We start from the raw sequence: 23,515 nt of genomic DNA, 5'->3' as shown, positions 1-23,515 counted from the left end.
CATAGCGGAATTTCAAGGATATTCTCATGACATCATCTTTATCCCGGCCGTCTCCTTCCATGGCACCCCTCGTCGAGGAGAATCTGCTGACCCTTGCCCAGCTCAGGAGCATGGTCGCGGATCTTACCCCTGAAGGTTATCGACAGGCGTTCGGCGAGCATGGACGTCACACCCTGGGCAAGCATGTGCGTCATATCATCGATCACTACGATGCCCTCCTTGATGCCCTCGACCGAGAAGCAGAGGTCATCGACTACGAGCAGCGCCGGCGCGATGAGGCCCTCGAGCAATGGCCGCAGCAAGCGGCGAGTCATCTGGCTGGCATCGAGGCCCGGCTGTTATCACTCGGGAGTGGAACTTCGCCGGACGCCTTGTCTCTTGGTTACCCCATGGACGACGATACGCTCACCCTGGTGTCCAGCCTGAACCGAGAGCTGGCCTTCCTGACCAGTCACAGTATTCACCACATGGCGATCATCGCCCTGTTGGCTGAACAGATGGGGATACATCTGCCCGAGTCGTTCGGGGTGCATCCCTCCACCCTTCGCCATTGGCACCAGGCTTCTGCCGAGCAGGCGTCCCTCTCGCGGTGGACTGCATGATGATACGCGCGATACTGACAACATGCCTGCTGGCGCTGAGCCTGGCCGTGCCGCTGGCCGCTGAGACCCGTTGGCCTGACCAGGGGTGGCAGGTTACGCCGACCGCGCAGGGCTATGACGAACTACTGCAGGCGCTGAAGCAGGCGGTGGAGGCCGAGGGCATGTTCGTGGTCACCGAGGCCGGGCCCACCGAGGCCGCCGCGAACCGAGGGGTCAACATCCCCGGCAATCGGGTGGTGGGCGTGTTTCGCAACGACTATGCGGTAAGAATCTTGCGGCTGAGCGTTCCGGCGATGATCGAAGCCCCCATGCGCTTCTATGTCACCGAAAATGACGACGGCAGTGCCACGCTCTCCTGGAAGACGCCGACGCATCTGCTCGAGCCCTATGTGGATGCCGCCGGTGAGGAACTGGAAACCGTGGCCCGCGAGCTCGATACCCTTTTTGCCGCCATTGCGCAGCGGGCCACTGAGGCATCGGAGTAGCCCCGGGCTCTCCGAACCTGTTCATCCGGAGGCCGATATGTCTCGCGAATCTTCGGTTCAGCAGCCGCTCCCCTCGCGCGAGGCAACTCTAGTCGAGGCCCTGTTGATGATGATGGCGGTTGTGCCGGTGATGCTTTCCGCCTATGCCAGCCTGGTGACCGGTGATGGACACTGGTTCCAGCGTTCCGGTGCCTTGATGGTGCTTTTCTCTGTCGGTGTGGAGTATCACCGCAAGTACCTGTTGCGCTGTCTCGAGTTGGGCACCTCTTCGTGGCTGGCCGCCTCCAGCCGCCCAGCGAGGTTGGTCACGCGCTTCTGGCGTGCCGTTCCTTTCGTCTGCTACCTCTCCATCGTGGTCGGCACTCTGATCTGGAGCTACGGTGATCTGTTGTTTGCCTGAGTGGTCGCTTGCCGGGTGTGTTCAGGGACAGTCGGGCGGCTCGGAACTCGCAGAGAAGGCCAGGTGGCTGAACCAGGCCGTGGCATCCACCCCGGCATTATCGCCGTCGCTCATCAGGGCGAGGCCATCGATACTCTCCGGGCGGCTCCCGAAAAGTCGCCGATAGTCGTCGCGAACATCTCGCACCTCTGACACCCATTCGCCCACGCGTGTCTCGCCACTCTGCAGGGCGAGTAGTTGGGCGCGCGAGGTAAAGGCATTGGGCCAGTCCGTGCCGGCAGGTTGGTTCGAGGCCCACACATAGTTCACCGACTCGACCTGCCAGGGCAGCAGCCCCGTCTTACGGGCCACATAGACCCGTGCCGGGTAATCGTCCCCCGACTTTCGTGTCTCGTCGAGACCCTCATGAATTCCCGATATCTGCCAGCACCAGTGCAGGTAGGGTGTCTCGCTCAGGTCGATCTCGCGTTCCAGGTATTTTGCCGAGGCCTGTTGTCGGGCACTTGCCTGAAGAACACGAGTGCCATCCCTTTCGATCACCCGGTATTCGGTCTCGCCCTCGAAATTGCGAGTCGGCCAGGAGGCGATATCGTCCGGCGAAAAATGAAGGTCATCCGCTGCCATGACAGGGCCTGCGAAAAATGTCGTCAGCGTTATCAGGTGGGAAAGCAAAAGAGGTCTGGTTATAGGGCTAGTCATTTTTCATATCGTTGTTCATATCGCGCATCCTGAATCGGATAGATAGCGCCTTATACGCTTCGTAGTTTATCGCGTTAGAAGAATTTTATCACAATAATGAAGAAAAAATTTTCACTCTTTTTATTTCGGTAATGTGTAAAGATTTTGGGTTTTATCTCACCAAATATCAAGGCCTGATTAAAGGTCTTTTATTAACCGAATGTCATGAGGTGCTACCATGAAAATCCAAAGTTTTACGTTGGCCGTAATGTCCCTGATGCTAAGTGCAGGGCCCCTGATGGCGATGGATTCCGAGTTTCAGGAAAAGCGCCGTCAGGAACTGCATGCAGAAACCACAAGCTCGGTCGGGCATGGGGAGGGTTCTCTGGAACAGCGACCAGACAGGCACGTCAATCAACGTGGCGATGAGCAGCATTCTCAAGTGGATAGCGAATGGGAACAATGGGAGCTGACGCAAGAAGCTCTGCGCTACTGGTGGCGTTAATCTCCCTTCCTTTGACGGCTGCCCCGGACCTGACCCCACAGGCCCGGGGTTCTTGCCTTGTGTGCGTATCTTAGCCATTCTGAGAGAACATTCGCTGAATGAGTGAGGAAATACCATGTGGAAGACGCTGACCGGGACGGCCTTGGCCCTATTCGTGGCTATACCGCTGGTGGTTCAGGCGGGAGAGCACGGCGTGATGCATATCGAGGCGAAAGATGATATCGATCGCGTCGAGGAGCGGCTCCGCAATGCCATCGATGACAAAGGTTTAACGCTGATGACCGTTGTCGATCATGCCGCCAATGCAGAACGTGCAGGGCTCTCATTACCTGCGACCCGCACCTTCATCTTCGGTAATCCACAAGTGGGAACGCCGATGATGCAGTGCCAGGGAAGCATGGCACTGGACCTGCCCCAGAAGATGGTGGTGCGGCAGACGGACGAGGGTGTCAGGCTGGAGTGGAATTCGCCACATTACCTGGCTGAACGCCATGCCCTGGAGGGGTGCGACCTCCCTTTGGACAAGGTCGCCGATGTGCTCGAGGGCGTGGCAAACGACGCCGCAGGCCAGTAAAGATGGAGGTAGTAAAATATAGACGGGCCCTCAACGCCCGTCATCGTCATTTTCGGGGTCATCCTTCTTGTCGGGGTCACCCTTTTTTTCTGGCCCTTCCTTCCTGTCAGGGTCATGCGCCGGCACGAATTTCTCACCAGCTTCATGGAGCAGGTCAAACTGCCTGTTACACTCTCTGCAGGCGCCGCACATGGAAAGATGTAATCTCAGGGAGATTCGCTCCTGGAACGTCAAGGAGCGGTCCTGTTTGAGGGACATCAGGCGAGTCGCCTCCTTGCACATCATCATCATGCCGTTTCCCCCTTCAACCAGCCTTTCTCGATGCAGGCCCTGAGGCGTAGCCGAGCACGGTGCAGAATCACCCAGCAGTTGTTCTCCTTGATGTCCAGCTCGCGGCAGATATCTTCGGTGGAGAGCCCCATCAGCTCGCGCAGGGAAAATACCCTGGCGGCATTGTCCGGCAGCGCAATCATGCAGGCATCAAAGACCTGCCAGAAGTGTTCGTTCTCGAAAGTCGCCTCGGGTTCTCCCCAACTGGAAGGGCGAGCACTTTCCAGCCAGCGGCCGTTCTGCTGGAATTGTCGATCGATGGCGTCGTCGTCGTCCTCATCCTCGAGTGGCTGCCAGCGTCCATGACGCTTCTGGACACGCATGGTGTCGAGGATCTTGTACTTGAGGATGCCGAAAACCCAGGTCTCGTAACCGGATCGTCCGGCGAAGCTTTCATTCTTTTCGATGGCGGACATCATTGCCTCCTGAACGGCATCCTCGGCCTGGCTGCGATCACGTAAATGCATCAGGGCGAAGGAGACCAAACGTGGTCTTACAGCCGTAAGTCGCTGTAGCCTATCCTCTTTGTCGTTCATCAGTGAGTTCCTTGTTCCCTATCCTGGTGATTGAGCAGAGCCCGGCTCAGTCTAGCAGCTGGCATCAGTCAGGACATAGGATCTCAGGCGATGTGTTGTTATCAGCTGGCATTCCTTACAGAACTCTTACGGTGTTCAACATGTTACATTTCAAAAATAGTTGCAGACATGTTGCCGCTTCCACTTGCAAAGATTGTCGGTATCTCGATGCGAAGCGGCAAAAAGTTCGCTGGTAGTAGCGGCCGTGTCTCCTTGAATGATGAGTCTATATATGGCGTATGTCGGGAGGATTTCCTCCAACGATATAGGTTTCTCCTCTGGGTGATTCGGTCGTCTGGCCCGGTTATGGGTATTGACCGCCTCTGCTCATGATCGGATCAGAATGATTTGCCAGTCGGTCAAGATCCTCCGGTCTATCCACATCCCAGAGTAGGGCGGGGCAAGCCAGTCGCCAACCCAGCGCATCGGCACGCTCGCGCGTCTGTTTCATGACACGGTTCGTGCCCCAGTCTATGGCCGTGAAGAGGCGCGGGTCGGCTCGACGGACCCCGACCAGCGCATAGCCGCCATCCTCGACCGGCAGGAAGACGGCGTCGGCCTCTGACAGAGCTCTCTGGCAGCGCTCTAGCAGCGCCGGAGTGAGCGCCGGACAGTCGCTGCCGATCAGGACTCCAGGGCCTTCCATGGCCTGCAGGGCCTGGGACATACGCTGCCCCAGGTCACCTTTCGGCTGGGGGCGAAGCCTGATGCCATGCCGGTCCGCCAGTTCCCGGAACACGGGATGGTCATGGTCCAGTGCCGTCCACAGGGTGATGCTGTGTGGCGAGGTTGCCGCTAGCGCAGTGTCCAACGCATGCTGCAGCAGCCGTTCATGAAGCCGGCAGGCGCCCTCGGCACCCAGGGCCGGCATCAGGCGCGTCTTCACCTGTCCGGGAATGGGCGCCTTGGCCAGTATCGCCAGGGGAAAGTGGGTGTGAGTGTCAGCGCACATGGCGATACTCCCGGGCCAGGTCATCTGCCGACGCCCCCCGCCAATAGCGCCAGCGCAGCTGCCACATCAGGCGGATGGTGGCCCAGGCGCCGTTCTGATCCCAGCGCCGTCCACTGCTGATCACTTTGTCCCTCAAACAGGCGGGGGGAGATAGTCGCTTGAGTCGGCATGATATCTCGATGTCCTCCATCAGCGGCTGGTCGGGAAAGCCACCTACCGCATCGAAGGCGTCGCGTGTCATGAAGAGCGCCTGGTCGCCGGTGGCGATACCGGTCAGCCGCGAGCGCAGGTTCATGGCTGCCGCGATCACCGGCAGGATGGGATGGCGGCCCTCGAGTCGAATATCGAAGCGACCCCAGCAATGTGCCCCCGACAGGGCGCGCTCGACAAGCCGGTCGGCCCCCTCGGGCAGCCGGGTGTCGGCATGCAGGAACAGCAGTAATGGACCTCGGGCCTCGCGCGCACCGGCATTCATCTGTCGAGCGCGGCCGGGCGCTGTGACGATTATTTTTGATGCCATAGGGCGAGCCCGGGCTATCGTGTCATCGTGGCTGCCTCCGTCCACGACCACCACCTCCACACCGGCCTCGCAACAGTCCTTCTCATCGCCGGCCTGACACGACCGAAGTTCGAACAGCAGCGTCTCGATGGTGCCCGCCTCATTCAGTGTCGGGATGATGATGCTGAGCTTCGGCGTATCCGGCATGCCGACAATCCTCCTGATGCAGCGGATCGGTGCAGTGAAGACCTGGGTCGTTTCATCCATTTCGGCCTTACAGTCTGCAGGATAGCGTCCGGCCGGTGCTGTAAGGCCCATTACAACGGGATCGACTGAAACGTAAAGCCGCGAGTCGTCTGGCGGCGATGAAGCCTGAGTCCCCAAGGTGGAAGGAGGTGAGTGATGCATTCACGCAGCATCCTGGTCGCACTGGCCACATTATTGCTCGCTTCGCCCCGGGTCGGGGCAGGACTTCCCACGGCAGACCCGCCCGATTTGCCCGTGGCCCATTCCCTTGCAGCCTTCCGCCAGGCTCTCCAGTCGGGAGGGCCAGGAAAGGATGGCATCCCTTCCATCGACAGTCCGAGATTCCAGTCGGCAGGGGCGGCGGACGACGTGCTCGAGGACAACGACAAGGTGATCGGACTCTACGCCGATGGCGAGGCCCGCGCCTATCCACAGCGAATCCTGGTCTGGCACGAGATCGTCAATGACGAGGTCGGAGGGAAATCTATCAGCGTGACCTACTGCCCCCTGACGGGTACGGCACTGGGTTTCGAGCGTGGTGATACTCAACTCGGAGTGTCGGGAAAGCTGGTCAACAGTAATCTGGTCATGTACGACCGTGCCACCGACAGCGAATGGCCCCAGATCCTGGGTGTCGCCATCGACGGTCCCCTGGCCGGTCATGGCCTGGAGGAGTTCCGTGTCTTCTGGACCACCTGGGGCGCATGGAAGGCTCGCCATCCCGATACCCGGGTACTTACCGAACAGACCGGTTACGTTCGCAACTACCATCGCGATCCCTACGGCAGCTACAACCCCCGGGGTGGCTACTACCTGCCTCAGAGTTCACGCCTCTTCCCGGTCATGGCAGGCAGTGACCGCTTTCCTCCCAAGACCGAGATACTCGGTTTCCGGACTCAAGAGGGAGCCGCGGCCATCACCCGGGATGCGCTGCGTGAAGAGTCGGTGGTCGAGATGCCCCTGGGAGATACCACTATACGGTGGTTCACGACGTCGGCCTGGATACCGGTTGGGTCTTCCACAATCCTCGGCGTGAGGAGGTGAGCATCGACGGCCTGAGGTTCGGTCCGGAAGGCGTGACAGGCGAGGGTCTGGAGGAGCTCGATAGGGTCAACGCCTTCGAGGCCATGTGGTTCGCCTGGACGGCCTTCTATCCGGATACCCGGGTCTACACGGGAGAGGGGGTGCCATGAAAGCGATCGCCCTCATGGTGGCCATGCTGGTGAAAGAGCCCAGGATGCTCGCCCTGATCGTCCTGGTCACCCTGGCCTACGGCGGCCTCTATCTCTGGTTGAACGGGGATATCAGCGGCGGTGGCACGGGGGGATTGCAGGCGGCCTTCCCTGCCTGGGAGCGTGCTTTCGAGGCACGCGGTCCCTTTCAATTCGAACCCGTGGGATTGGTCCAGGTCGGCACCCTGGTGTGGACCTTCAGTCCGCTCAACACGCTGCTTGGGATGACGATGGGTGGCCTGCTGGGCCTCGCCGTGGCTGCCGGTCTGAAGGTCTGGAAGGTACCACGCCAGTGCGGCCTGGGCGCCTCTGGAGCAGGCACCCTGGCGGGCATACCCGCGCTGCTGGCGGGGGGTGCCTGTTGTGCGCCCCTGGTGCTCATCTGGCTGGGGCTTCCCATCGCGGGAACCGTTGCCAGTATCTCGCCCCTTCTCGTTCCGCTGGCACTGGTCATCCTCCTGGTCGTGCTCTGGCGTCTGGCCAAGTCGCTGACCTCATCCACCTCCTGAGTCGCTGGAGGAATGAATCGATGTCCAACATGCTCGAGCGCTGCGGTTATGGGCTTGGTTGCTGGTTGTCCTGCCCCAGGCCCTGGCATCGCCCCCTGTCGCCTGTCAACGAGGGAGTCCGAGCATGCCTCCAGCCCGGAGACGTCCTGTTGGTAGAAGGTTCCTCGAGAATCAGCACGGTGATCAAGTACCTGACGCAGTCCACCTGGTCGCATGTAGCTCTCTACGTTGGCGAGGGCAGCTGTGCCGGGTCGGCACGCTCGGCCTATGTTTATCCCCTCGGGATTTTGACCTGTCTCCCTGGTTCGAGGTCATCAAGCCCCGGCTCCAGGGTGGATTCGATCACCGCGAGCTGGACTGGCATGAATCGACCTGAGCATGTATCGGGCGTTTCACTCGGCCTCAACCACGCTGTGGAACTGCCAGGCTTCTTCAAGACGCTGCTCGAAGGGCCCTTCATCGGGTGGGAGCTCCGCCACCCGGATACTCGGTGAGAGACTGGCCTGATCGGGCGTCTGGTTGACATTGTGGCGCACCACGGCTTGATACAGTCGTTCACCGATCTGCCGTGCCTTGTCGAGATCGGCGCCCATCAGCAGGGCGGTGATTTCGGTGGCACGATAGCGACCGGTCAGGTCGGCATCCTCGTCGACCTCCTCCATCAGGTGGGCCAGGTCCTGCAACTGCCGATCGCCGGCTTCCCGTCCGAAGAGCTTGTTGATGGTGGGGAGTTCTTCGAGTCTCGCCGATACCAGCGCCATGGGGAGTCCGAGGCGCCGGCACAGCTGGCAGGTTGCTTCGGCCTGCTCGCGGAAGCTCTTTTGATTGAGTAGCCCCGTGCAAGGGTCAAGGCCATCCGAGGTGGATAGCGCCAGTTCGCTCTCGACCATGCTGGCCAGGTCGTCGAGTAGCTCGGCATCTTTTTCACCGAAGGACCGGGGCACGGGGTCAACCAGACAGAGAGTGCCGACCTTCTCGCCACCAGGCAGATAGAGAGGCCTTCCGGCATAGAAGCGGATGAAGGGGGCGCCTATCACGCCGCAATAGTCGTGGAAGACGGGGTGGGTATGGGTATCGGGAACCACCATCATCTCGTCGCGCTCCAGCGTCTTGTGACAGAAGGCGATATCGCGTGAGGTCTCAACGACATCGAGACCTTGACGGGACTTGAACCACTGGCGGTCACGATCCAGCAGGCTGATAAACGCGGTAGAGACGCCGAAGAGCCGGCGTGCCAGCCGTGTGAGGCGGTCGAAGCGCGCCTCGGCGGGGGTGTCCAGCAGATCCATGCCCGCCAGTGCCGCGAGCCGGCGCTCCTCGCGCTGCGCCTCGCGAGCGATGAACCACCCGAGAATCTCATCCGGCGGCAGGGGGCGCGAGATCAGATAGCCCTGGGCCAGATCGCATTTCAGCTTGTCGAGATAGTCCAGCGTCTCCCGGTCCTCGACGCCTTCGGCGGTGGTACTCAGGCCCAGGCTGCGGCCGAGTTCCACCACCGAGCGGATCACCGCGCGCGACTCCTCCGAATCGTTGGCCGTCATCACGAAATGCTTGTCGACCTTGATCTCGGTGAAGGGCAGGCGTACCAGCTGCACCATCGAGGAGTAGCCGGTGCCGAAGTCGTCGATGGAGAGCTGGAAGCCCTGCAGGCGCAACCGGGTCAGGGTATCCAGCGAGGTGGTGGCATCCTGCATGGCGCTGGTCTCGGTGAGTTCGAGCACGATGCGCTTGGAGGGGATTCCATACTCGCGACAGCGCTGCAGGATGGCGTCGAACAGGGCCACATTGCCCAGGGAGCACGCGGAGATGTTCAGTGACAGCAGTATGTCCTGAAGGACGTGTTGTCCGACGCGCCTGGCAGTGGTATCCGAGGAGATCTCGGCCAGCCAGTCGAGAGCCTGTTCGGTCACCTGCAGAGTGAGGCGATCGATCAGGCCGTGCACCTCGGCCAGGGGAATGAAGACATCCGGGGGGATGAAGCCCAGCTGGGGATGCTGCCAGCGGGCCAGGGCCTCGAAGCCCACGATAGTGCCAGTACGACAGCGCACCTTGGGCTGATACGCTAGATGGATCTGCCCCAGGGTCAGCGCCTCTTCCAGGTCCTCGACGTTAACTTCTCTGGGCGGAGTTCGTTCGGCTGGCGAGCGGTCGGCTGTCTCACGGCTCTCGATGGCCCGGTGCAGAAGCTCGCGAAGCGCCGCGGCCGAGAAGGGCTTGGCAATTACGCCGACGATATCCAGGCCGTGCTCTCTCGCCGAGCGCGCGGCGGCGTCCAGTACCCGGCTGCCTACGCCGCTGGTGATGATCAACCGGGCCCGACAGCCAAGCCTGGCCAGTTCGGCCATCACCTCCACGCCATCCATCTCCGGCATCAGCAGATCGAGGGCCAGGATATCCGGGTGCCAGCGACATGCCTCCTCGAAGAAGGCGGTCGGCGAGGTGATGTATCGTGCATCGAAGCCGTCGAAATCGGCAATGCGCGCAATGGTCTCGCCAGTCATCGCCTCGTCATCGAGGATCAGCAGACGCGGCGGCTTTCCCTTGCCGGGCGTATCAGTCTTCATCCAGGGTCTCTCTGATTTTCTTGAGTAGGGCGACGGGGCGGTAGGGCTTGCCCAGGAATCGAACCCCTTCGTCCAGCCTGCCATTGTGGACGATGGCATTCTCGGTATAGCCGGAGGTATAGATCACCTTGAGGTCGGGCTTGCGCTCAAGGGCGGCAATGGCCAGCTCCCTCCCGGTCATGCCTCCCGGCATCATGACGTCGGTAAAGAGAAGATCGATGGCGGTGTCAGCGGCGAGAATTGCCAGGGCGCTCGGGCCATCCTTCGCCTGATGCACAGCATAGCCTGCTGCCTCCAGTTGCGTGACGACATACTCCCGGACCGAGACATTATCCTCCACCACCAGCAGGTTCTCGCGGCCACCCAGGCTCGTTTCTTCGCGCGGCGCGGGTCTGGGCTCAGTGGCAGCTTGCCTGATACGCGGCAGATAGAGCTTGATGGCGGTGCCTTCGCCCTCCTCGGAATAGAGGTTGACGTGCCCGGCGGACTGCTTGAGAAAACCGAAGACCATACTCAGGCCCAGCCCCGTTCCTTTGCCCTTCTCCTTGGTGGTGAAGAAGGGCTCGAAGACCCGACTCCGGATGGCCTCCGGAATCCCCGTGCCGGTATCGCTGACCGCAATGCAGACATAGTCGCCCGGTGCCAGCTCCAGATGACCGTCAGCGTAGTGGGCGGAGAGCGACACATTGCGGGTCTCGATGGTCAGTTGCCCGCCATCCGGCATGGCATCCCGGGCGTTGATGGAGAGGTTGAGGATCGCACTCTCGAGCTGTGAGGGATCGATATTGGCCGACCAGAGATCGTCATACGGATGGAAGCTCAGCTCGACCTGCTCTCCCAGGGTTCGACGCAGTAGCTCGGTCAGCCCAAGGACCAAGCGATTGATATCGGTAGGTTGTGGGTCCAGGGCCTGGCGACGGGCGAAGGCGAGGAGTCGCTGGGTGAGGTCGGCGCCCCGCTGGGTGCTCTCGGCGACGGCCTGGGCAAGAGGACTGAGTCGGGCATCGTCCACCAGTGCCTCGCAGAGCAGGTCGGCATTGCCCATCATCACGGTCAGCAGGTTGTTGAAGTCGTGGGCCATGCCCCCGGTCAGGTGGCCGATGGCCTCCATGCGCTGCGCCTCCTGAAGCTGCGCCTCGAGGCGTTTCTTTTCGGTGACGGTGCGAAAGTAGACCGCCAATCCCTCCTCGCCCGGGTGAGCATTGACCTCGAACCACTGAGCCAAGGGCGGATAGTAAAAGGTGAAGTGCTTCGATTCACCGCTTTCTACAGCGGCGTGATAGCAGGTCCAGGTCTCGCTCTCCCTGGCCTCGGGAAACGCCTCCCAGACATTGCGCCCCAGGAGCTCTTCGGCGGAGCGCTCCAGCACGTGTTCTGCCTGGTGATTGAGGTAGGAAAAGCGCCACTTCATATCGAGCAGGAAAAAAGCGTCGCTCATGTTTTCGAGGCTTTTCGTCAGGCGCTGGGCCAGCGACAGCTGGTGTGCTTCCGCTTCGCGCTGAGCGGTGATGTCCTCGATCACCGCCACCAGGCTGACGATGGTGCCGTGCAAATCGCGCTGAGTCGACACACTGTTCCGGCACCAGAGGACTTCGCCACTGCGACCCAGCATGCGCTTCTCGATGATGAAGCTGTTCATCTCGCCGGCCAGCAGGGGTCCGAGCTTGTCGAGATTGGCCTGCCTGTCGTCGGGATGAGTCAGGGAGAGGAAGTCGGTGGACCTCAGCTCCTCCTCGGAATAGCCGAGCATGTCGCAGAAGGCCTGGTTGGCATACAGGAAGCGACCCTGGGTGTCCGCCTGCACGATCCCGGTGGCGGCCTCGGCGAAGAGGCGACGCCAGCGCTCCTCACTGGTGCGGTAGACGTCCAATTGATGCTGACGGTAACGCTCGACCTCGCGAAATTCGGTGATGTCGTGCACCACCGAGAGCATCGAGATCACGCGGCCCTGGTCATCGAGCTGGACGGAGTTGTGCCATTCGCATTCGACCACGGCGCCTTCACTGGTCAGGTTGCGATTGGACGAGACATGTTGCGGTTCGATGCCGAGGTACAGTTGTTGAGTGACCTCTTTGACCGAGTCGGCATCCTCGGGATGGACGAAGGGAAAGTCGAAGGGATGCAGGCCGATGACCGCTTCGGCCGGCCAGCCGAACAGGGTCTCGGCATGCCTCGACCAGCGCGCGATGCGAAAGTCGCTGTCCCACGCGATCACCGCCAGGGGCAGGTTATCGAGATGAAAACTCAGCAGCTCATGGGCCTGATGAGAGGTGTGGCCACGTGTTCCGGGATCATCGCGCATCGTGTCGATCTCCGTGGTGGTCGGGCCTGCCCTTCACTATTGCGCAAGCTATGACGTGGATCAATGATTCAGCTTGATTATTCGTCCCCCAGCATCTACGGCGTCTTCCCGATCGTGAGTGACCAGCAGGCTGGGCAGGCCGGCCTCGCGCAGGCGATCGAAGACCAGTTGGCGCATCTCGTGGCGCAGATTCGTATCGAGCTTGGAGAAGGGTTCGTCGAGCAGCACGGCGCAGGGGGCCGACAGCAGCAGGCGCATCAGCGCCACCCGGGCCTTCTGACCACCGGAGAGGGTGGCCGGGTCGCGGTCACCGAAGCCGGTCAGGCCGATCTGCGCCAGGGCGTCCTCGACGCGCTGCGTCTTGTCGCCCACCGACCGGGGCAGGCCGAAACGCAGGTTGCCCGCCACGGAAAGGTGGGGGAACAGCAGCGGGTCCTGGAAGAGCAGCCCCATGCCGCGTTGCTCGGCGGGCAGGGTGCTGATCTCCTGTCCATTCAGCAGCACCTGGCCTCGGGCCTGAAATTCAGGGGCCAGAAAGCCGGCCAGATAGGCCAGCAGGGTTGACTTGCCCGAGCCGGATGGGCCCATGACGGTAAGGACTTCACCGGGACCGATCTCGGCATCCAGCTCGAGCAGGATCTGGTCGCCCAGCTGGATGCAGATGTCACGGAGTTCGAGGCGATGGGTGGCGTTCATGGGGCTCCCTGCATGGCGCGGCGATTCGACCATAGCAACCTGGGCAGGCCGATGGCGACGATGAATCCCGCCAGCGGCAGGCAGGCCTGGACCAGTGCCCATACACCGATGACTCGGCGGTTGCCACCGGCAGCCAGTGACACGGCCTCGGTGGTCACGGTGGTGATGCGTCCGGCGCCGAGCAATTGGGTGGGCAGGTATTGGCCGATGCTGACCGCCACTCCCACCGCCATGGCGGTGAGGATCGGGGCCAGCAGCATCGGCAGGCGGACTCGCCAGAAGGCCCCGTTGCGCGAGGCCCCCAGCGTCAACGCCAGATGTGACCAGCGCGGGTCGAAGCGGCGGTAGGCCTCGGACAGCGAGAGGAATACGTAGGGCAGCACGAACAGCAGGTGGCCGAAGATGACCAGCGCGTGGGTCGGTCTTGTGCCGAGTTGTTCCATCATCACCACCAGGCCGAACAGGAAGGCGATCTGCGGCACAATCAGCGGCAGATAGAGCAGCCACAGAGCCCGCGACGGGCGTCGCCCGGTGCGCTGCTCGTTTTCCAGCGCCGCCAGGGCCAGGGTCGCGGCGAGCAGCGTCGATACCAAGGCGATCAGCGCCGTCGAGGCGATCGGTCCGGCGAGCGAGGGTAGGGCCTGAGCCCAGTGGGCGCTGGTAAAGCTCTCCGGCAGGGCCTCTGGAAATCGCCAGAAGCCGGCCACGGAATTGATTGCCAGGCCACCGATGCCGACGAAGGCGGTCGCCGTGACCAGCAGGATCCACAGCTTGCCGGTTAGCCGAAGCCCGGTCTCGCCCTGGCGGCGCCCACCACGGGCGATCCAGCCTCTCATCAATCGGGCCACGATCCGCTCCAGCCCCCACCAGAACGCCAGCGCCGAGGCGGTCACTCCGAGTTGGAGGATCGCCCCGGCCGAGGCCATGAAACGCATGTCGAGGTCGGGGTCGCTGAACCAGGACAGTATCGATACGGCCAGCGTGGGTGGCAGGGTGGGGCCGAGGATCATCGCCACATCGACTACCGACGAGGCGTAGGCGATCACCGCGAACACCGGCAGGCGAATGAGCGGATAGAGCGAGGGGACGACGACCTTCCACCAGGCAAGCGTGGGGCTATAGCCCAGCGAGCGGGCCATGGCCACCCGGCGTTCGGCGTCGAGCTGGGGCAGGGCCGCCAGGCTCATCAACAGCAGGAAGGGGATTTCCTTGATCACCAGCCCAGCGATTAGCGACAGCCCCCAGGGGTCCTGAACGATCAGCAGATCCGGCGGGCGCTCCCAGCCGGTCAGCCCCGGCGAGGCGAGACGCGCGATGAGCCCCGAGGGGGCGATCAGGAAGGCCAGGCCGAAGGCCGCGGCGGCATGGGGAATGGAGAGCAGCGGTGAGACCAGCCGCCGGATCCAGCGATCGAACCGGCTGCCGCTCGCGGCGGCCAGGTAGAGCAGCACCACCGCCAGCGACACGGCGGTGGCGATGAGTCCACTGGCGAGGCTGACCACGACCGAGCGCCAGATACCGGGCTCGGCAAACAGGGCCCGCCAGGGATCGAGCGACAGGCTATCTCCCCCCAGGGCCGGCAGGTAACCGAACGCCGGCATCAGCGCCATGGCCAGGCCGGCCAGGATCGGCGCGACCAGCAGGACGACGATCAGTACCGGTGCCAGGCGCAGCATCATCGGGCGGGTCTCATCGCAGCGTCGCCCAGGGCGCTATTCCCCGCCATCAGTTGCCGACGTAGCGGGCCTGCCAGGCGTCCTGCAGGGCCGTCATCCAGCTGGGATGCGGCTCGGGGAGGGTCTTTTGCAGAGCGCCTGCGGGCAGCATCGCCGGGTTGCTCTCGTCCAGGGTGAAGAGGGCTCGGCTGTCGTCATCGAGGCGGGTCACATCCAGCACGGTGCGATCCCCCCAGATGGTGAGGTCCTGCTTGTGTGCCTGAGCCTCGGGCGAGAGCAGGAAGTCGGCGACCACCATGGCGCCGGCCTTGTGGGGCGAATTGTAGGGAATGGCCACGAAGTGAACGTTGCCCAGGGTCCCCTCATTCAGCACGTAGCTGCGCGTGCTGGGCGGTAATTCATAGTCGGCCACCGCGGCGGCGGGTACCGAGGGATAAAAGGTAAAGGCCAGCGACAGTTCGCCGTTACCCATCAGGCTACGCATCTCGGGCCCGGTGGCGGGGAACTGGCGACCGCTGCGCCACAGATGGGGGTGAAGCGCGTCCAGGTAATCCCACAGCGGGGCAGTAACCGCGGTAAAGTCGCTCTCCTCGACGGGGGCGTAGAGCGCCTCGTCCTCGTTGGTCAGCGCGATCAGCGCCTGCTTGAGGAAGGTGCTGCCGGTGAAGTCAGGTATCCGTGGGTAGGTGAAGCGCCCGGGGTTGGCCTCGGCCCATTCCAGCAGTGCGGGGATGTCCTGCGGGGGCGCCGTGACATCATCATGATCATAGTAGAAGGTGATCTGCGCCCGGCCCCACGGGGATTCGTAACCCTCGGTGGGCAGGGTGAAGTCGGTGACCACCTCGGGATTTTGCTCGGGATAGGTGAGCGCGAAATGCGGCAGCGCGTCGGCGAAGGGGCCGAACAGCAGGTCGTTGGCCTTCATGGTGGCGAAGTTCTCGCCGTTGATCCAGACCAGGTCGACACTACCGTCGTCATGGTTGCCGGCCTGCTTCTCGGCGAGCACCCGTGAGACCGCCTCGGCGGTATCCCCGATCTTGACATGGGTGAGCTCAATGTCGAACTGCTCGTCGACTCGCTCGGCCACCCAGCCGATGTAGTCGTTGGTGCGCTGGTCGCCGGCCCAGGCGTACCAGTAAACGTTCTGGCCGCTGGCCTCGTCGAGCACGGCCGCCCAGTTGGTCGGATCGGGAGCCGCGGCGACAGGGCCGCAGAGCAGCAGGACCGGTAGCAGGCTGGCGAGCCGGGGAGAGAAAGCGCGCATCACTGGGTTCCTTTTCGTGAGGGGTGCCCCAAAGGGACAGTAGAGAGGAAAGTGGGCTCAATCCTGGGCATGGGGGGAGAGAAGGCGTGCCAGCACGCGACTCTCTTGCCGGACATGCTCGATAACGGGCACCGAAAGATAGTGGTCGACACGGTCGCGGACATGGGCGATCAGCGCATCGTCGCTCAGCTCGGTCGACCAGTCTTCTCCACTGGTCGAAGCATCACGCTCGAGAAGATGACTGGCTCGCCACTTGGCACACCATGTCAGCGACCAGAGCCACATCGCGCGGCGACATGCCAGCAACGTGGCCGTCTCGTCGGCAAAGCCCGTGGCGGACATCCAGTGACGATAGAAGGGGGCCACCTCCTGGGGTAGCAGCTCGGCCCGGCTCTGCAGGTCCCAGGTGGTGGAGGTGTAGAGGCTGGCATGGGCCAGGTCGAAGCCCACCAGGCCATAGCGGCATTTCTCCAGGTCCACCAGCACCGCACGTCCGGAGTCGGTGACCAGGAAGTTTCCCGGATGGGCATCGAAGCTGATCAGTCGAGGCTCGGCGCCAGGGCCGGGAGGCAACCGTTCCGGGAGGGCGGCGAGCTCGGCCTCGATCAGCTGTCGGGCCTCGGTATTCAGCCCGGCCTTGTCGAGGAAGCGCGCTTGGGTCCTGACCTCCTCGAGCATCGCTGTCCAGGGGTCGGCCGGCGACAGCAGTGGCGAACGCTCCTCGGCATCGGGCACGTTCAGTACATGGAAGCTGGCCAGCGCCTCGGCGATATCGGGAAGATCTTTCGGGAGTTGCGCCGGGCGGCCGCGGATGGCACTGACCAGCAGACCACCCCGCGGCAGCGCCGGGCTGGGCGGGAGGATGCCGTGCAGGGAAGGAGCATGGCCACCCTGGCTGGCGCGAGCGAAGCAGGCCGCCTGATAGTCGAGGTTTGCAGCGGGGTCGAGTCCCATCTGGCTCTGCTTCGGCAAACGTGCCACCCAGTCGATCTGTTCCCGCTCGAGCCACACATGATGATGGGCCAGGCCGGTGTCGGCCATCGGGTGCATTGCCTGGATGCCTGCGTCATGACCGGCATGTCGCAAGGCGTCGAACAGGGGCGGCAGAGATCTGGCTGGGCCTGTGACGAGTCAGGGGGGTAAGCGAAATCCGGCATGACGCTCCTTTATGGCTGGGCTGTCGATCATTGATGGTCGCATGAGGGGAGTATTCCTTACATCGGCGCCGATGCACGGTCGGCGTTCCCCACGGTTGTAAGCTCGGGCCGCTCGGGTCGACACAACGTTAGCGCTGAGACGCAGAAGTGGAGTCAGCGTACCCACCATTTCCTGAACAATCACAACAGAGGGTGAAAATCATGTCACAGCATGACGATAAACGCCGCAAGCTGCTGGGTCGCCTGAATCGGCAGCTGGCCTATACGGCTCCACTGCTCGCCCTGGTGGCGGGGGGTGCCGTCCTTCAGGCCTCGGCAGGCGATGATGCGGCCGTCTCCGACTTCACTTCGCCATCCGAGGCATCCCTGATGCTGGCCAGCAACGACGCTGAGGGCGCTGCCGAGGCAGAAGGTGAAGCGGAAGGTGAAGCGGAAGGTGAAGGAGAAGCAGAAGGCGAAGCGGAAGGAGAGGGAGAAGCCGAGGGCGAAGCGGAAGGAGAGGGAGAAGCCGAGGGCGGCTCCAGCGCCGCAGTGGCAAGACCCGATGGCTACTCGCCGGCTTACAGCGAGACTGGGGAAAACGCCGAAGAAATGCTGGCTCGCGGTGAGGAGCTCTACTACGACACCTCCTTGAGCTCCAACGGCCTTGCCTGCGCGTCTTGCCACGGCAGTGACGGTCAGGACATGGCCTACAACCCGACGTTCGAACAGCCCTTCCCCCATCAGGTGGCGATGGCCTACAACCAGTTCGGCATGTCGGAGGTGCACGCCGATGAGATGGTGCAGATCTGCATGGTCGCGCCGATGGCGGCCGAGCCGCTCGAGTGGGGCAGCGAGGAGCTGACCTCCCTGGCGGCCTACGTGGTGGAGGTGCAGAAACGCGTTGCCGGAGAACCGCATCAGCTCTGAGCCCACCTGGCGTCGCTGGAAGAGCTCACCTTTCTCGATATATCCAGGCCCGCCAGATGGCGGGCCTGTGGTTGGTTGCCTGCGATAAAGGTAACGTCTCACCATCGACCGCATGCCGGTTGTTGCTGCTCCCGGTTCCACTGCCTACGCTGATATCAGTTATGGCTGAACCACTGCCTCCCGATGAGGCTCTCAGGGACATGAATCGGAGGGCGGGGACGAGATGACGAATCCAGATCGCAGGGGCATGATCGGGCGTGTCCTGATGCTGGCCAGCCTGTTGTGCCTCGCGCTCGGTGCGCTGCTGGCCTGGCAGGTCCAAGCGCAGCAGAGTGAGCGCACCGCCCTGGTGATGACAATCGAGGGCGCCATCGGGCCAGCCATCAGTGACTATTTCCAGCGTGGCCTGGAGCTCGCCGAGGAGCGTGATGCCGAGCTGGTCGTGGTTGAGATGGACACCCCTGGCGGGCTCTCGGCCTCGATGCGCGACATGATCCGCGCCATGCTGGCCTCGAGCGTGCCGGTCGCCATCCATGTCACGCCGGCGGGAGCCCGCGCGGCCAGTGCCGGCACTTACCTGCTCTACGCCAGCCACGTGGCGGCCATGGCGCCGGCCACTCATCTCGGCTCGGCGACCCCGGTGCAGATGGGGGGTGGTGGCCTGCCGGGACTCGGCGGCGAGACGGAAGAGGAGAACGAGGGTGAGGCCAACGACGAGGCTTCCGAGCAGGGAGCGGCCGACCCGGAAGCCTCGAGCGAGACGGCGAATGACGAACCGCGCCGCGGTGAAACGGCCATGGAGCGCAAGGTACTGGAGGACGCGGTGGCCTATATTCGCTCCCTCGCCGAGCGCCATGGTCGTAATGCCGAATGGGCGGAACAGGCCGTGCGTGAGGCGGTCAACCTGACCGCCAGCGAGGCGCTCGAGAACAACGTCATCGACGTGGTGGCCCGTGACCTCGACGACCTGCTCGAGCAGATCGACGGCCGAAGCGTGGTGATGGATGACGGCGAGCGAACCCTGGCTACTGCCGATCTCGCCGTCGAGCGCTTCGATCCCGACTGGCGGACCAAGCTGCTGGCCGTGATCACCAATCCCAACGTCGCCTATTTCTTGATGATCATCGGCTTCTACGGGCTGATCTTCGAGCTGTCCAACCCGGGTAGTCTGATACCGGGTACCATCGGCATCATTTCGCTGCTGCTGGCGCTGTTCGCCTTCCAGGTACTGCCCGTCAATTATGCCGGCCTGGCGTTGATCGTTGTGGGGCTGGGGCTGATCGTGGGCGAGGCCTTGATGCCCAGTTTCGGTATTCTAGGTATAGGCGGCATCGTCGCCTTCGTGATCGGATCGGTGATGCTGATGGATGCGGACAACCTGAATATCTCGCTGCCGATGATCGGCGGTGTCGCCCTGCTGGCGGCGGGCTTGATGCTGTGGGTGGTGACACGCTTCATCGGGCTGCGTCGCCGTGCGCCGCGGACTGGGCAAGAGGAACTCGTTGGCAGCGAGGCCACCGCCGTGGAAGATTTCGAGAGAAAAGGGCATGTGCGGCTGATGGGTGAGCGCTGGAATGCTCGAAGCACGCAGCCGTTGACGCGTGGACAGGCGGTTCGGGTGACGGCGGTCGATGGTCTGACCTTGAGAGTGGAACCGCTCGACGCACCGTCCTGAGACTCTGGCAAGATCCCCGACGTCTACCGTCGTCGGACACATCGAAGGAGAGCAAGCCATGTTGATTTCCTATCTCGTTCCGGTCGTCCTGCTGGTCATGCTGCTGGCGGCGTCGATCCGTATCCTTCCTGAATACAAGCGCGGGGTGGTGTTCTTCCTCGGTCGCTTCCAGGCGGTGAAGGGGCCGGGCCTGCTGATCATCATTCCCGGCATCCAGAAGATGCAGGTGGTCGACCTGCGGGTGATCACCATGGACGTCCCGGAGCAGGACGTCATTTCCCAGGACAACGTCACCGTCAAGGTCAATGCGGTGCTCTACTTCCGGGTGGTGGACCCCGAGAAGGCGATCATACAGGTGGAGAACTTCGTCAATGCCACTAGCCAGTTGGCTCAGACCACACTGCGCTCGGTGCTCGGCAAGCATGACCTCGACGAGATGCTTTCCGAGCGCGACAAGCTCAATGACGACATCCAGGAGATCATCGACAGCTCCGCCGAGAGCTGGGGCATCAAGGTAGCCAACGTGGAGATCAAGCACGTCGACCTCGATGAAAGCATGATCCGTGCCATTGCCCGCCAGGCCGAGGCCGAGCGCGAGAGACGCGCCAAGGTGATCCACGCCGAGGGCGAGCTGCAGGCCTCCAAGAAGCTGGTCGAAGCAGCTAACGTGATGTCCGAGAACTCCGCCGCGCTGCAACTGCGCTACCTGCAGACCATGAGCGACATGAGCAACAAGAACGCCTCCACCATCTTCTTCCCGCTGCCCATGGATATCATGGAGGCCTTCAAGCACATGAAGGCTTCCCCGGCCGCCCAAGCACGTACGGGCAGCCAGGCGCCGGAGGACGGCAGCGCCTCCTGACCTCCTGATGCCACGGCTTGCGAGCCGTGGCATGCTGAGAGGCTCATTCCGATATCGAGTTTGCCTTGAGTCCCGCTTCCCTCTCTCTCCGCCAGCAGGGTCTGCTGATGACCGGCGGCGGTGCCCTGATCATTTCTCCCGACGCCCTGCTGATCAAGGTGATCGGGCTGCCCGACGCCGAGATCCTGATCTGGCGCGGCCTGCTTACTGCACTGGGCTTCATCTCCATCGTCATCGCTCGCCATGGGCGAGCGTCGCTGGCCGCCTATCGCCGCTGTGGCTGGACCGGCATCGGTGTGGCGATGTTGTTCAGCCTCTCGACCTTCGGCTTCGTGTTGGGTAACCAGTACACCCGCGGCGGCAACGTGCTGATGATCCTGGCCGGGGCGCCGCTGCTCGCCGCGCTGCTCTCTCGTCTCTTCTTGCACGAGCGGCTGCCGAGGCGCACCTGGCTGGCGATCTTCGCCTGCCTGGTCGGCATCGGGCTGATCGCTCTGGATGACGCCGGCACCGGCTCCTGGCTTGGTAACGCTTTCGCGCTGCTGGCGGCCACCGCACTCGCTGCCAACTTTACCCTATGCCGCACCCGCCCGCAGATCGACATGAGCCCCATGCTGACCCTGGCCGGGCTTATCGTGGCGGGCCTCTCGGCGCTCTACGGCCTGCTTGGCCCCGGTGTCGGGCTGCCCTCCGGCTCTTCGCTGCTGTGGCTGGTGGTGCTTTGCCTGGTGCTGCTGCCGCTGGGCTTCACCCTGATCCAGCGGGGGCCGCTCTACCTGCCTGCCGCTGAGGTCGGTCTGCTGATGCTGCTGGAGGTGGTGGTCGGCACCCTGTGGGTATGGTGGCTCCTCGGTGAGCGCCCGGCCCCCTCCGCATTCCTGGGCGGGGCCCTGGTACTCGGCAGCCTGCTGATCAAGGGGCTGATCGACTGGCGGATCGAACGAAGTTGGCGTGCGCTGGGTGCAGCGCAGCACGAGCTCTGCTAGAATTCAGCGCTCTTGTCGCCCGCCCAATTTGAACTTTCGTCTGACGGCGCGACTTTGATGCAGAACAAGGGATCCAGCAGAACATGATGACTCCCCTGGCAGGGCTGGCCACGCCGCCCTAGCGCACTCCCCCCTATTCCCCGGCGATGCCACCATCATCGGCGCGTCATCGCCCGACATCATCGTGATGTCCCGGCGCCCACGTGTGCCACCTTGCTTGTGATTTCCGCCCTTACCCGGACTTGCCATCGGCGGCAGCACCCAACCGGCGTGCCGGGAATGGCATGTGCACGACAGGATCACGACGCCTAACGGCTCATCCATCACCCCTGACTGGACCCCAGCATGTACGAAAAAATGAAACTGAGTTGGTTCTCCAACCTCAAGGGCGACACCCTCGCGGGCATCGTCGTCGCCCTGGCGTTGATCCCCGAGGCCATCGCCTTCTCCATCATCGCCGGCGTCGATCCCAAGGTGGGCCTCTACGCCTCCTTCGCGATCTGCGTGATCATCGCCTTCACCGGCGGGCGCTCCGGGATGATCTCCGGTGCCACCGGCGCCATGGCGCTGCTGATGGTTACCCTGGTCAAGGAGCATGGTCTTGAGTACCTGCTGGCTGCGACCCTGCTCACAGGGGTGTTGCAGATTCTGGCAGGCTATCTAAGGCTCGCCGAGTTGATGCGCTTCGTCTCGCGCTCGGTGGTCACCGGCTTCGTCAACGCCCTGGCGATCCTGATCTTCATGGCCCAGTTGCCGGAATTGACCGGGGTGACCTGGCATGTGTATGCCATGACGCTGGCCGGTCTGGCGATCATCTACGGGTTCCCCATGGTGCCGATGATCGGCAAGTCGATCCCCTCGCCGCTGGTATGCATCGTGGTGCTCACAGTCGTCTACCTTCTCACCGGCATGGAGATTCGCAGCGTGGGCGACATGGGTCAGCTACCCGACAGTCTGCCGGTGTTCCTGTGGCCCGAGGTGCCGCTCAACCTCGAGACACTGATGATCATCCTGCCCTATGCGCTGATGCTGACCGTGGTAGGCCTGCTTGAGTCGATGATGACCGCCACCATCATTGATGATCTCACCGATACCCGGAGCAACAAGAACCGCGAGTGCAAGGGCCAGGGCATCGCCAACATCGGCTCCGGCCTGATCGGTGGCATGGCGGGCTGCGCGATGATTGGCCAGTCGGTGATCAACATCAAGTCCGGCGGTCGTCGTCGCATGTCTTCGCTCATCGCTGGCGTGGTGCTGCTGCTGATGGTGGTGTTCCTCGCCGACTGGGTCTCCCAGATTCCCATGGCGGCCTTGGTGGCGGTGATGATCATGGTGGCCATCGGTACCTTCAGTTGGAGTTCTATCAAGGATCTCAAGAAGCACCCGATGAGCACCAATATGGTCATGGTGGCCACCGTGGTGGTAGTGGTGTTTACGCACAACCTGGCTATCGGTGTCTTCGTCGGCGTGCTGCTTGCCGCCATGAATTTCGCCAACAAGGTGGGCAACATTCTCTATGTCGGCAGCGAAGAGGTCGACGATGGCAATGCGCGCATCTACAAGGTGGTGGGTCAGGTATTCTTTGCCTCTTCCGAGCGCTTTGGTGAGGCATTCGACTTCAAGGAGACGGTGGAAAAGGTCACCATCGACCTGTCGCGCGCCCACTTCTGGGACATCACCGCCGTTCAGGCGCTGGATCGCATCGTCATCAAGTTCCGCCGCGAGGGCACCGAGGTAGAGATGATCGGCCTCAACGAGGCAAGCGCCACCATCGTTGACCGGTTCGCCGTGCACGATGACCCCGAAGCCGTCGAAAAACTGATGGGAGGTCACTGAT

Annotated in this window: 22 protein-coding genes and 1 pseudogene; 12 read left to right on the top strand and 11 right to left on the bottom strand. The window is 62.6% G+C overall.

Annotation, left to right across the window (positions count from 1 at the left end; genetic code table 11):
- Positions 1 to 26 precede the first annotated feature (26 nt).
- Genes U5L98_RS00310 through U5L98_RS00300 form a run of 3 tightly spaced genes read left to right on the top strand, consistent with a single transcriptional unit; the run spans position 27 to position 1,487 of the window.
- Positions 27 to 602 (top strand): DinB family protein, encoded by a 576-nt coding sequence (locus U5L98_RS00310; protein ID WP_322556357.1) that lies wholly within the window; start codon positions 27 to 29, stop codon positions 600 to 602.
- Positions 599 to 1,087, top strand: a complete 489-nt coding sequence (locus U5L98_RS00305) for a DUF302 domain-containing protein (RefSeq protein ID WP_322556356.1) — start codon at positions 599 to 601, stop codon at positions 1,085 to 1,087. Before U5L98_RS00310 ends, U5L98_RS00305 begins: the two co-directional genes overlap by 4 nt.
- A 37-nt stretch (positions 1,088 to 1,124) precedes the next feature.
- A complete protein-coding gene (locus U5L98_RS00300; protein ID WP_322556355.1) occupies positions 1,125 to 1,487 on the top strand; it encodes a hypothetical protein in 363 nt (120 codons plus the stop codon).
- A gap of 21 nt (positions 1,488 to 1,508) precedes the next feature.
- Here the strand turns inward: U5L98_RS00300 and U5L98_RS00295 are convergent, their stop codons facing one another.
- Positions 1,509 to 2,111: a DUF3047 domain-containing protein gene (locus U5L98_RS00295; RefSeq protein ID WP_322556354.1), complete on the bottom strand. Its 603-nt coding sequence runs from the start codon at positions 2,109 to 2,111 to the stop codon at positions 1,509 to 1,511.
- A gap of 292 nt (positions 2,112 to 2,403) precedes the next feature.
- On the opposite strand from U5L98_RS00295, the gene U5L98_RS00290 reads away from it, so the two are divergent.
- Together U5L98_RS00290 and U5L98_RS00285 are read left to right on the top strand one after the other, a co-directional pair.
- Positions 2,404 to 2,670, top strand: a complete 267-nt coding sequence (locus U5L98_RS00290) for a hypothetical protein (RefSeq protein WP_322556353.1) — start codon at positions 2,404 to 2,406, stop codon at positions 2,668 to 2,670.
- 115 nt (positions 2,671 to 2,785) lie between these two features.
- Complete coding sequence (locus U5L98_RS00285) at positions 2,786 to 3,244, top strand: DUF302 domain-containing protein (RefSeq protein ID WP_322556352.1); 459 nt, start codon at positions 2,786 to 2,788, stop codon at positions 3,242 to 3,244.
- Positions 3,245 to 3,274: 30 nt separating this feature from the next.
- On the opposite strand, the gene U5L98_RS00280 is transcribed toward U5L98_RS00285, so the two are convergent.
- The 4 genes from U5L98_RS00280 to U5L98_RS00265 form a co-directional block, all read right to left on the bottom strand.
- Positions 3,275 to 3,526, bottom strand: coding sequence for a zf-HC2 domain-containing protein (locus tag U5L98_RS00280; protein ID WP_322556665.1), 252 nt, complete (start codon positions 3,524 to 3,526; stop codon positions 3,275 to 3,277).
- Positions 3,527 to 3,531: 5 nt separating this feature from the next.
- Complete coding sequence (locus U5L98_RS00275; RefSeq protein ID WP_322556351.1) at positions 3,532 to 4,110, bottom strand: sigma-70 family RNA polymerase sigma factor; 579 nt, start codon at positions 4,108 to 4,110, stop codon at positions 3,532 to 3,534.
- Between the two features lie 343 nt (positions 4,111 to 4,453).
- On the bottom strand, positions 4,454 to 5,101 hold the full coding sequence (locus tag U5L98_RS00270; protein WP_322556350.1) for a TIGR04282 family arsenosugar biosynthesis glycosyltransferase: 648 nt from the start codon (positions 5,099 to 5,101) through the stop codon (positions 4,454 to 4,456).
- Complete coding sequence (locus U5L98_RS00265; RefSeq protein ID WP_322556349.1) at positions 5,091 to 5,807, bottom strand: TIGR04283 family arsenosugar biosynthesis glycosyltransferase; 717 nt, start codon at positions 5,805 to 5,807, stop codon at positions 5,091 to 5,093. The genes U5L98_RS00270 and U5L98_RS00265 overlap by 11 nt, the downstream gene beginning before the upstream one ends.
- Before the next feature lie 195 nt (positions 5,808 to 6,002).
- Here U5L98_RS00265 and U5L98_RS00260 point away from each other — a divergent pair.
- Positions 6,003 to 7,039, top strand: a pseudogene (locus U5L98_RS00260) (DUF3179 domain-containing protein).
- Entirely contained in the window at positions 7,036 to 7,587 is a 552-nt protein-coding gene (locus U5L98_RS00255) for a hypothetical protein (protein ID WP_322556348.1), read from the top strand. The pseudogene U5L98_RS00260 and the gene U5L98_RS00255 overlap by 4 nt, the downstream one beginning before the upstream one ends.
- Before the next feature lie 392 nt (positions 7,588 to 7,979).
- Here the strand turns inward: U5L98_RS00255 and U5L98_RS00250 are convergent, their stop codons facing one another.
- From U5L98_RS00250 to U5L98_RS00225, 6 genes are read right to left on the bottom strand one after another with little or no spacing between them, the layout of a single operon-like run.
- Positions 7,980 to 10,151: an EAL domain-containing protein gene (locus tag U5L98_RS00250; protein ID WP_322556347.1), complete on the bottom strand. Its 2,172-nt coding sequence runs from the start codon at positions 10,149 to 10,151 to the stop codon at positions 7,980 to 7,982.
- Positions 10,141 to 12,453 carry a PAS domain S-box protein gene (locus tag U5L98_RS00245; RefSeq protein WP_322556346.1) on the bottom strand — a complete coding sequence of 771 codons (2,313 nt, stop codon included), beginning with the start codon at positions 12,451 to 12,453 and terminating at the stop codon, positions 10,141 to 10,143. Before U5L98_RS00245 ends, U5L98_RS00250 begins: the two co-directional genes overlap by 11 nt.
- Positions 12,454 to 12,513: 60 nt before the next feature.
- Positions 12,514 to 13,149 carry an ATP-binding cassette domain-containing protein gene (locus U5L98_RS00240; RefSeq protein WP_322556345.1) on the bottom strand — a complete coding sequence of 212 codons (636 nt, stop codon included), beginning with the start codon at positions 13,147 to 13,149 and terminating at the stop codon, positions 12,514 to 12,516.
- Positions 13,146 to 14,825 (bottom strand): ABC transporter permease, encoded by a 1,680-nt coding sequence (locus U5L98_RS00235; RefSeq protein ID WP_322556664.1) that lies wholly within the window; start codon positions 14,823 to 14,825, stop codon positions 13,146 to 13,148. The genes U5L98_RS00240 and U5L98_RS00235 overlap by 4 nt, the downstream gene beginning before the upstream one ends.
- A gap of 49 nt (positions 14,826 to 14,874) precedes the next feature.
- A complete protein-coding gene (locus U5L98_RS00230; RefSeq protein ID WP_322556344.1) occupies positions 14,875 to 16,089 on the bottom strand; it encodes an ABC transporter substrate-binding protein in 1,215 nt (404 codons plus the stop codon).
- 57 nt (positions 16,090 to 16,146) lie between these two features.
- Positions 16,147 to 17,130, bottom strand: a complete 984-nt coding sequence (locus U5L98_RS00225) for an aminoglycoside phosphotransferase family protein (RefSeq protein WP_322556343.1) — start codon at positions 17,128 to 17,130, stop codon at positions 16,147 to 16,149.
- Between the two features lie 317 nt (positions 17,131 to 17,447).
- Between U5L98_RS00225 and U5L98_RS00220 the strand changes: the two genes are divergently transcribed.
- The 5 genes from U5L98_RS00220 (at position 17,448) to U5L98_RS00200 (ending at position 23,514) form a co-directional block, all read left to right on the top strand.
- The gene (locus U5L98_RS00220) at positions 17,448 to 18,155 is read left to right on the top strand and encodes a c-type cytochrome (RefSeq protein ID WP_322556342.1); all 708 of its coding nucleotides are present in this window, start codon (positions 17,448 to 17,450) and stop codon (positions 18,153 to 18,155) included.
- A 223-nt stretch (positions 18,156 to 18,378) separates the two neighbouring features.
- On the top strand, positions 18,379 to 19,830 hold the full coding sequence (locus U5L98_RS00215; protein ID WP_322556341.1) for a nodulation protein NfeD: 1,452 nt from the start codon (positions 18,379 to 18,381) through the stop codon (positions 19,828 to 19,830).
- 58 nt (positions 19,831 to 19,888) lie between these two features.
- Entirely contained in the window at positions 19,889 to 20,692 is an 804-nt protein-coding gene (locus U5L98_RS00210) for a slipin family protein (protein WP_322556340.1), read from the top strand.
- Positions 20,693 to 20,799: 107 nt separating this feature from the next.
- Positions 20,800 to 21,678, top strand: a complete 879-nt coding sequence (locus U5L98_RS00205; protein ID WP_416208160.1) for a DMT family transporter — start codon at positions 20,800 to 20,802, stop codon at positions 21,676 to 21,678.
- A 345-nt stretch (positions 21,679 to 22,023) separates the two neighbouring features.
- The gene (locus U5L98_RS00200) at positions 22,024 to 23,514 is read left to right on the top strand and encodes a SulP family inorganic anion transporter (RefSeq protein ID WP_322556338.1); all 1,491 of its coding nucleotides are present in this window, start codon (positions 22,024 to 22,026) and stop codon (positions 23,512 to 23,514) included.
- Position 23,515 lies beyond the last annotated feature (1 nt).

The organism is Halomonas sp. (assembly GCF_034520545.1).
In the GTDB taxonomy this organism is placed as follows: domain Bacteria; phylum Pseudomonadota; class Gammaproteobacteria; order Pseudomonadales; family Halomonadaceae; genus Halomonas.
This window is presented reverse-complemented; position numbering and strand designations above follow the sequence as displayed.

Bases quoted from the DNA above. Each gene is read 5' to 3' on its own strand.
- U5L98_RS00310 (WP_322556357.1), top strand. From the start codon at position 27: ATGACATCATCTTTATCCCGGCCGTCTCCTTCCATGGCACCCCTCGTC.
- U5L98_RS00305 (WP_322556356.1), top strand. From the start codon at position 599: ATGATGATACGCGCGATACTGACAACATGCCTGCTGGCGCTGAGCCTG.
- U5L98_RS00300 (WP_322556355.1), top strand. From the start codon at position 1,125: ATGTCTCGCGAATCTTCGGTTCAGCAGCCGCTCCCCTCGCGCGAGGCA.
- U5L98_RS00295 (WP_322556354.1), bottom strand. From the start codon at position 2,111: ATGGCAGCGGATGACCTTCATTTTTCGCCGGACGATATCGCCTCCTGG.
- U5L98_RS00290 (WP_322556353.1), top strand. From the start codon at position 2,404: ATGAAAATCCAAAGTTTTACGTTGGCCGTAATGTCCCTGATGCTAAGT.
- U5L98_RS00285 (WP_322556352.1), top strand. From the start codon at position 2,786: ATGTGGAAGACGCTGACCGGGACGGCCTTGGCCCTATTCGTGGCTATA.
- U5L98_RS00280 (WP_322556665.1), bottom strand. From the start codon at position 3,526: ATGTGCAAGGAGGCGACTCGCCTGATGTCCCTCAAACAGGACCGCTCC.
- U5L98_RS00275 (WP_322556351.1), bottom strand. From the start codon at position 4,110: ATGAACGACAAAGAGGATAGGCTACAGCGACTTACGGCTGTAAGACCA.
- U5L98_RS00270 (WP_322556350.1), bottom strand. From the start codon at position 5,101: ATGTGCGCTGACACTCACACCCACTTTCCCCTGGCGATACTGGCCAAG.
- U5L98_RS00265 (WP_322556349.1), bottom strand. From the start codon at position 5,807: ATGCCGGATACGCCGAAGCTCAGCATCATCATCCCGACACTGAATGAG.
- U5L98_RS00255 (WP_322556348.1), top strand. From the start codon at position 7,036: ATGAAAGCGATCGCCCTCATGGTGGCCATGCTGGTGAAAGAGCCCAGG.
- U5L98_RS00250 (WP_322556347.1), bottom strand. From the start codon at position 10,151: ATGAAGACTGATACGCCCGGCAAGGGAAAGCCGCCGCGTCTGCTGATC.
- U5L98_RS00245 (WP_322556346.1), bottom strand. From the start codon at position 12,453: ATGCGCGATGATCCCGGAACACGTGGCCACACCTCTCATCAGGCCCAT.
- U5L98_RS00240 (WP_322556345.1), bottom strand. From the start codon at position 13,149: ATGAACGCCACCCATCGCCTCGAACTCCGTGACATCTGCATCCAGCTG.
- U5L98_RS00235 (WP_322556664.1), bottom strand. From the start codon at position 14,825: ATGCTGCGCCTGGCACCGGTACTGATCGTCGTCCTGCTGGTCGCGCCG.
- U5L98_RS00230 (WP_322556344.1), bottom strand. From the start codon at position 16,089: ATGCGCGCTTTCTCTCCCCGGCTCGCCAGCCTGCTACCGGTCCTGCTG.
- U5L98_RS00225 (WP_322556343.1), bottom strand. From the start codon at position 17,130: ATGGCCGACACCGGCCTGGCCCATCATCATGTGTGGCTCGAGCGGGAA.
- U5L98_RS00220 (WP_322556342.1), top strand. From the start codon at position 17,448: ATGTCACAGCATGACGATAAACGCCGCAAGCTGCTGGGTCGCCTGAAT.
- U5L98_RS00215 (WP_322556341.1), top strand. From the start codon at position 18,379: ATGACGAATCCAGATCGCAGGGGCATGATCGGGCGTGTCCTGATGCTG.
- U5L98_RS00210 (WP_322556340.1), top strand. From the start codon at position 19,889: ATGTTGATTTCCTATCTCGTTCCGGTCGTCCTGCTGGTCATGCTGCTG.
- U5L98_RS00205 (WP_416208160.1), top strand. From the start codon at position 20,800: ATGACCGGCGGCGGTGCCCTGATCATTTCTCCCGACGCCCTGCTGATC.
- U5L98_RS00200 (WP_322556338.1), top strand. From the start codon at position 22,024: ATGTACGAAAAAATGAAACTGAGTTGGTTCTCCAACCTCAAGGGCGAC.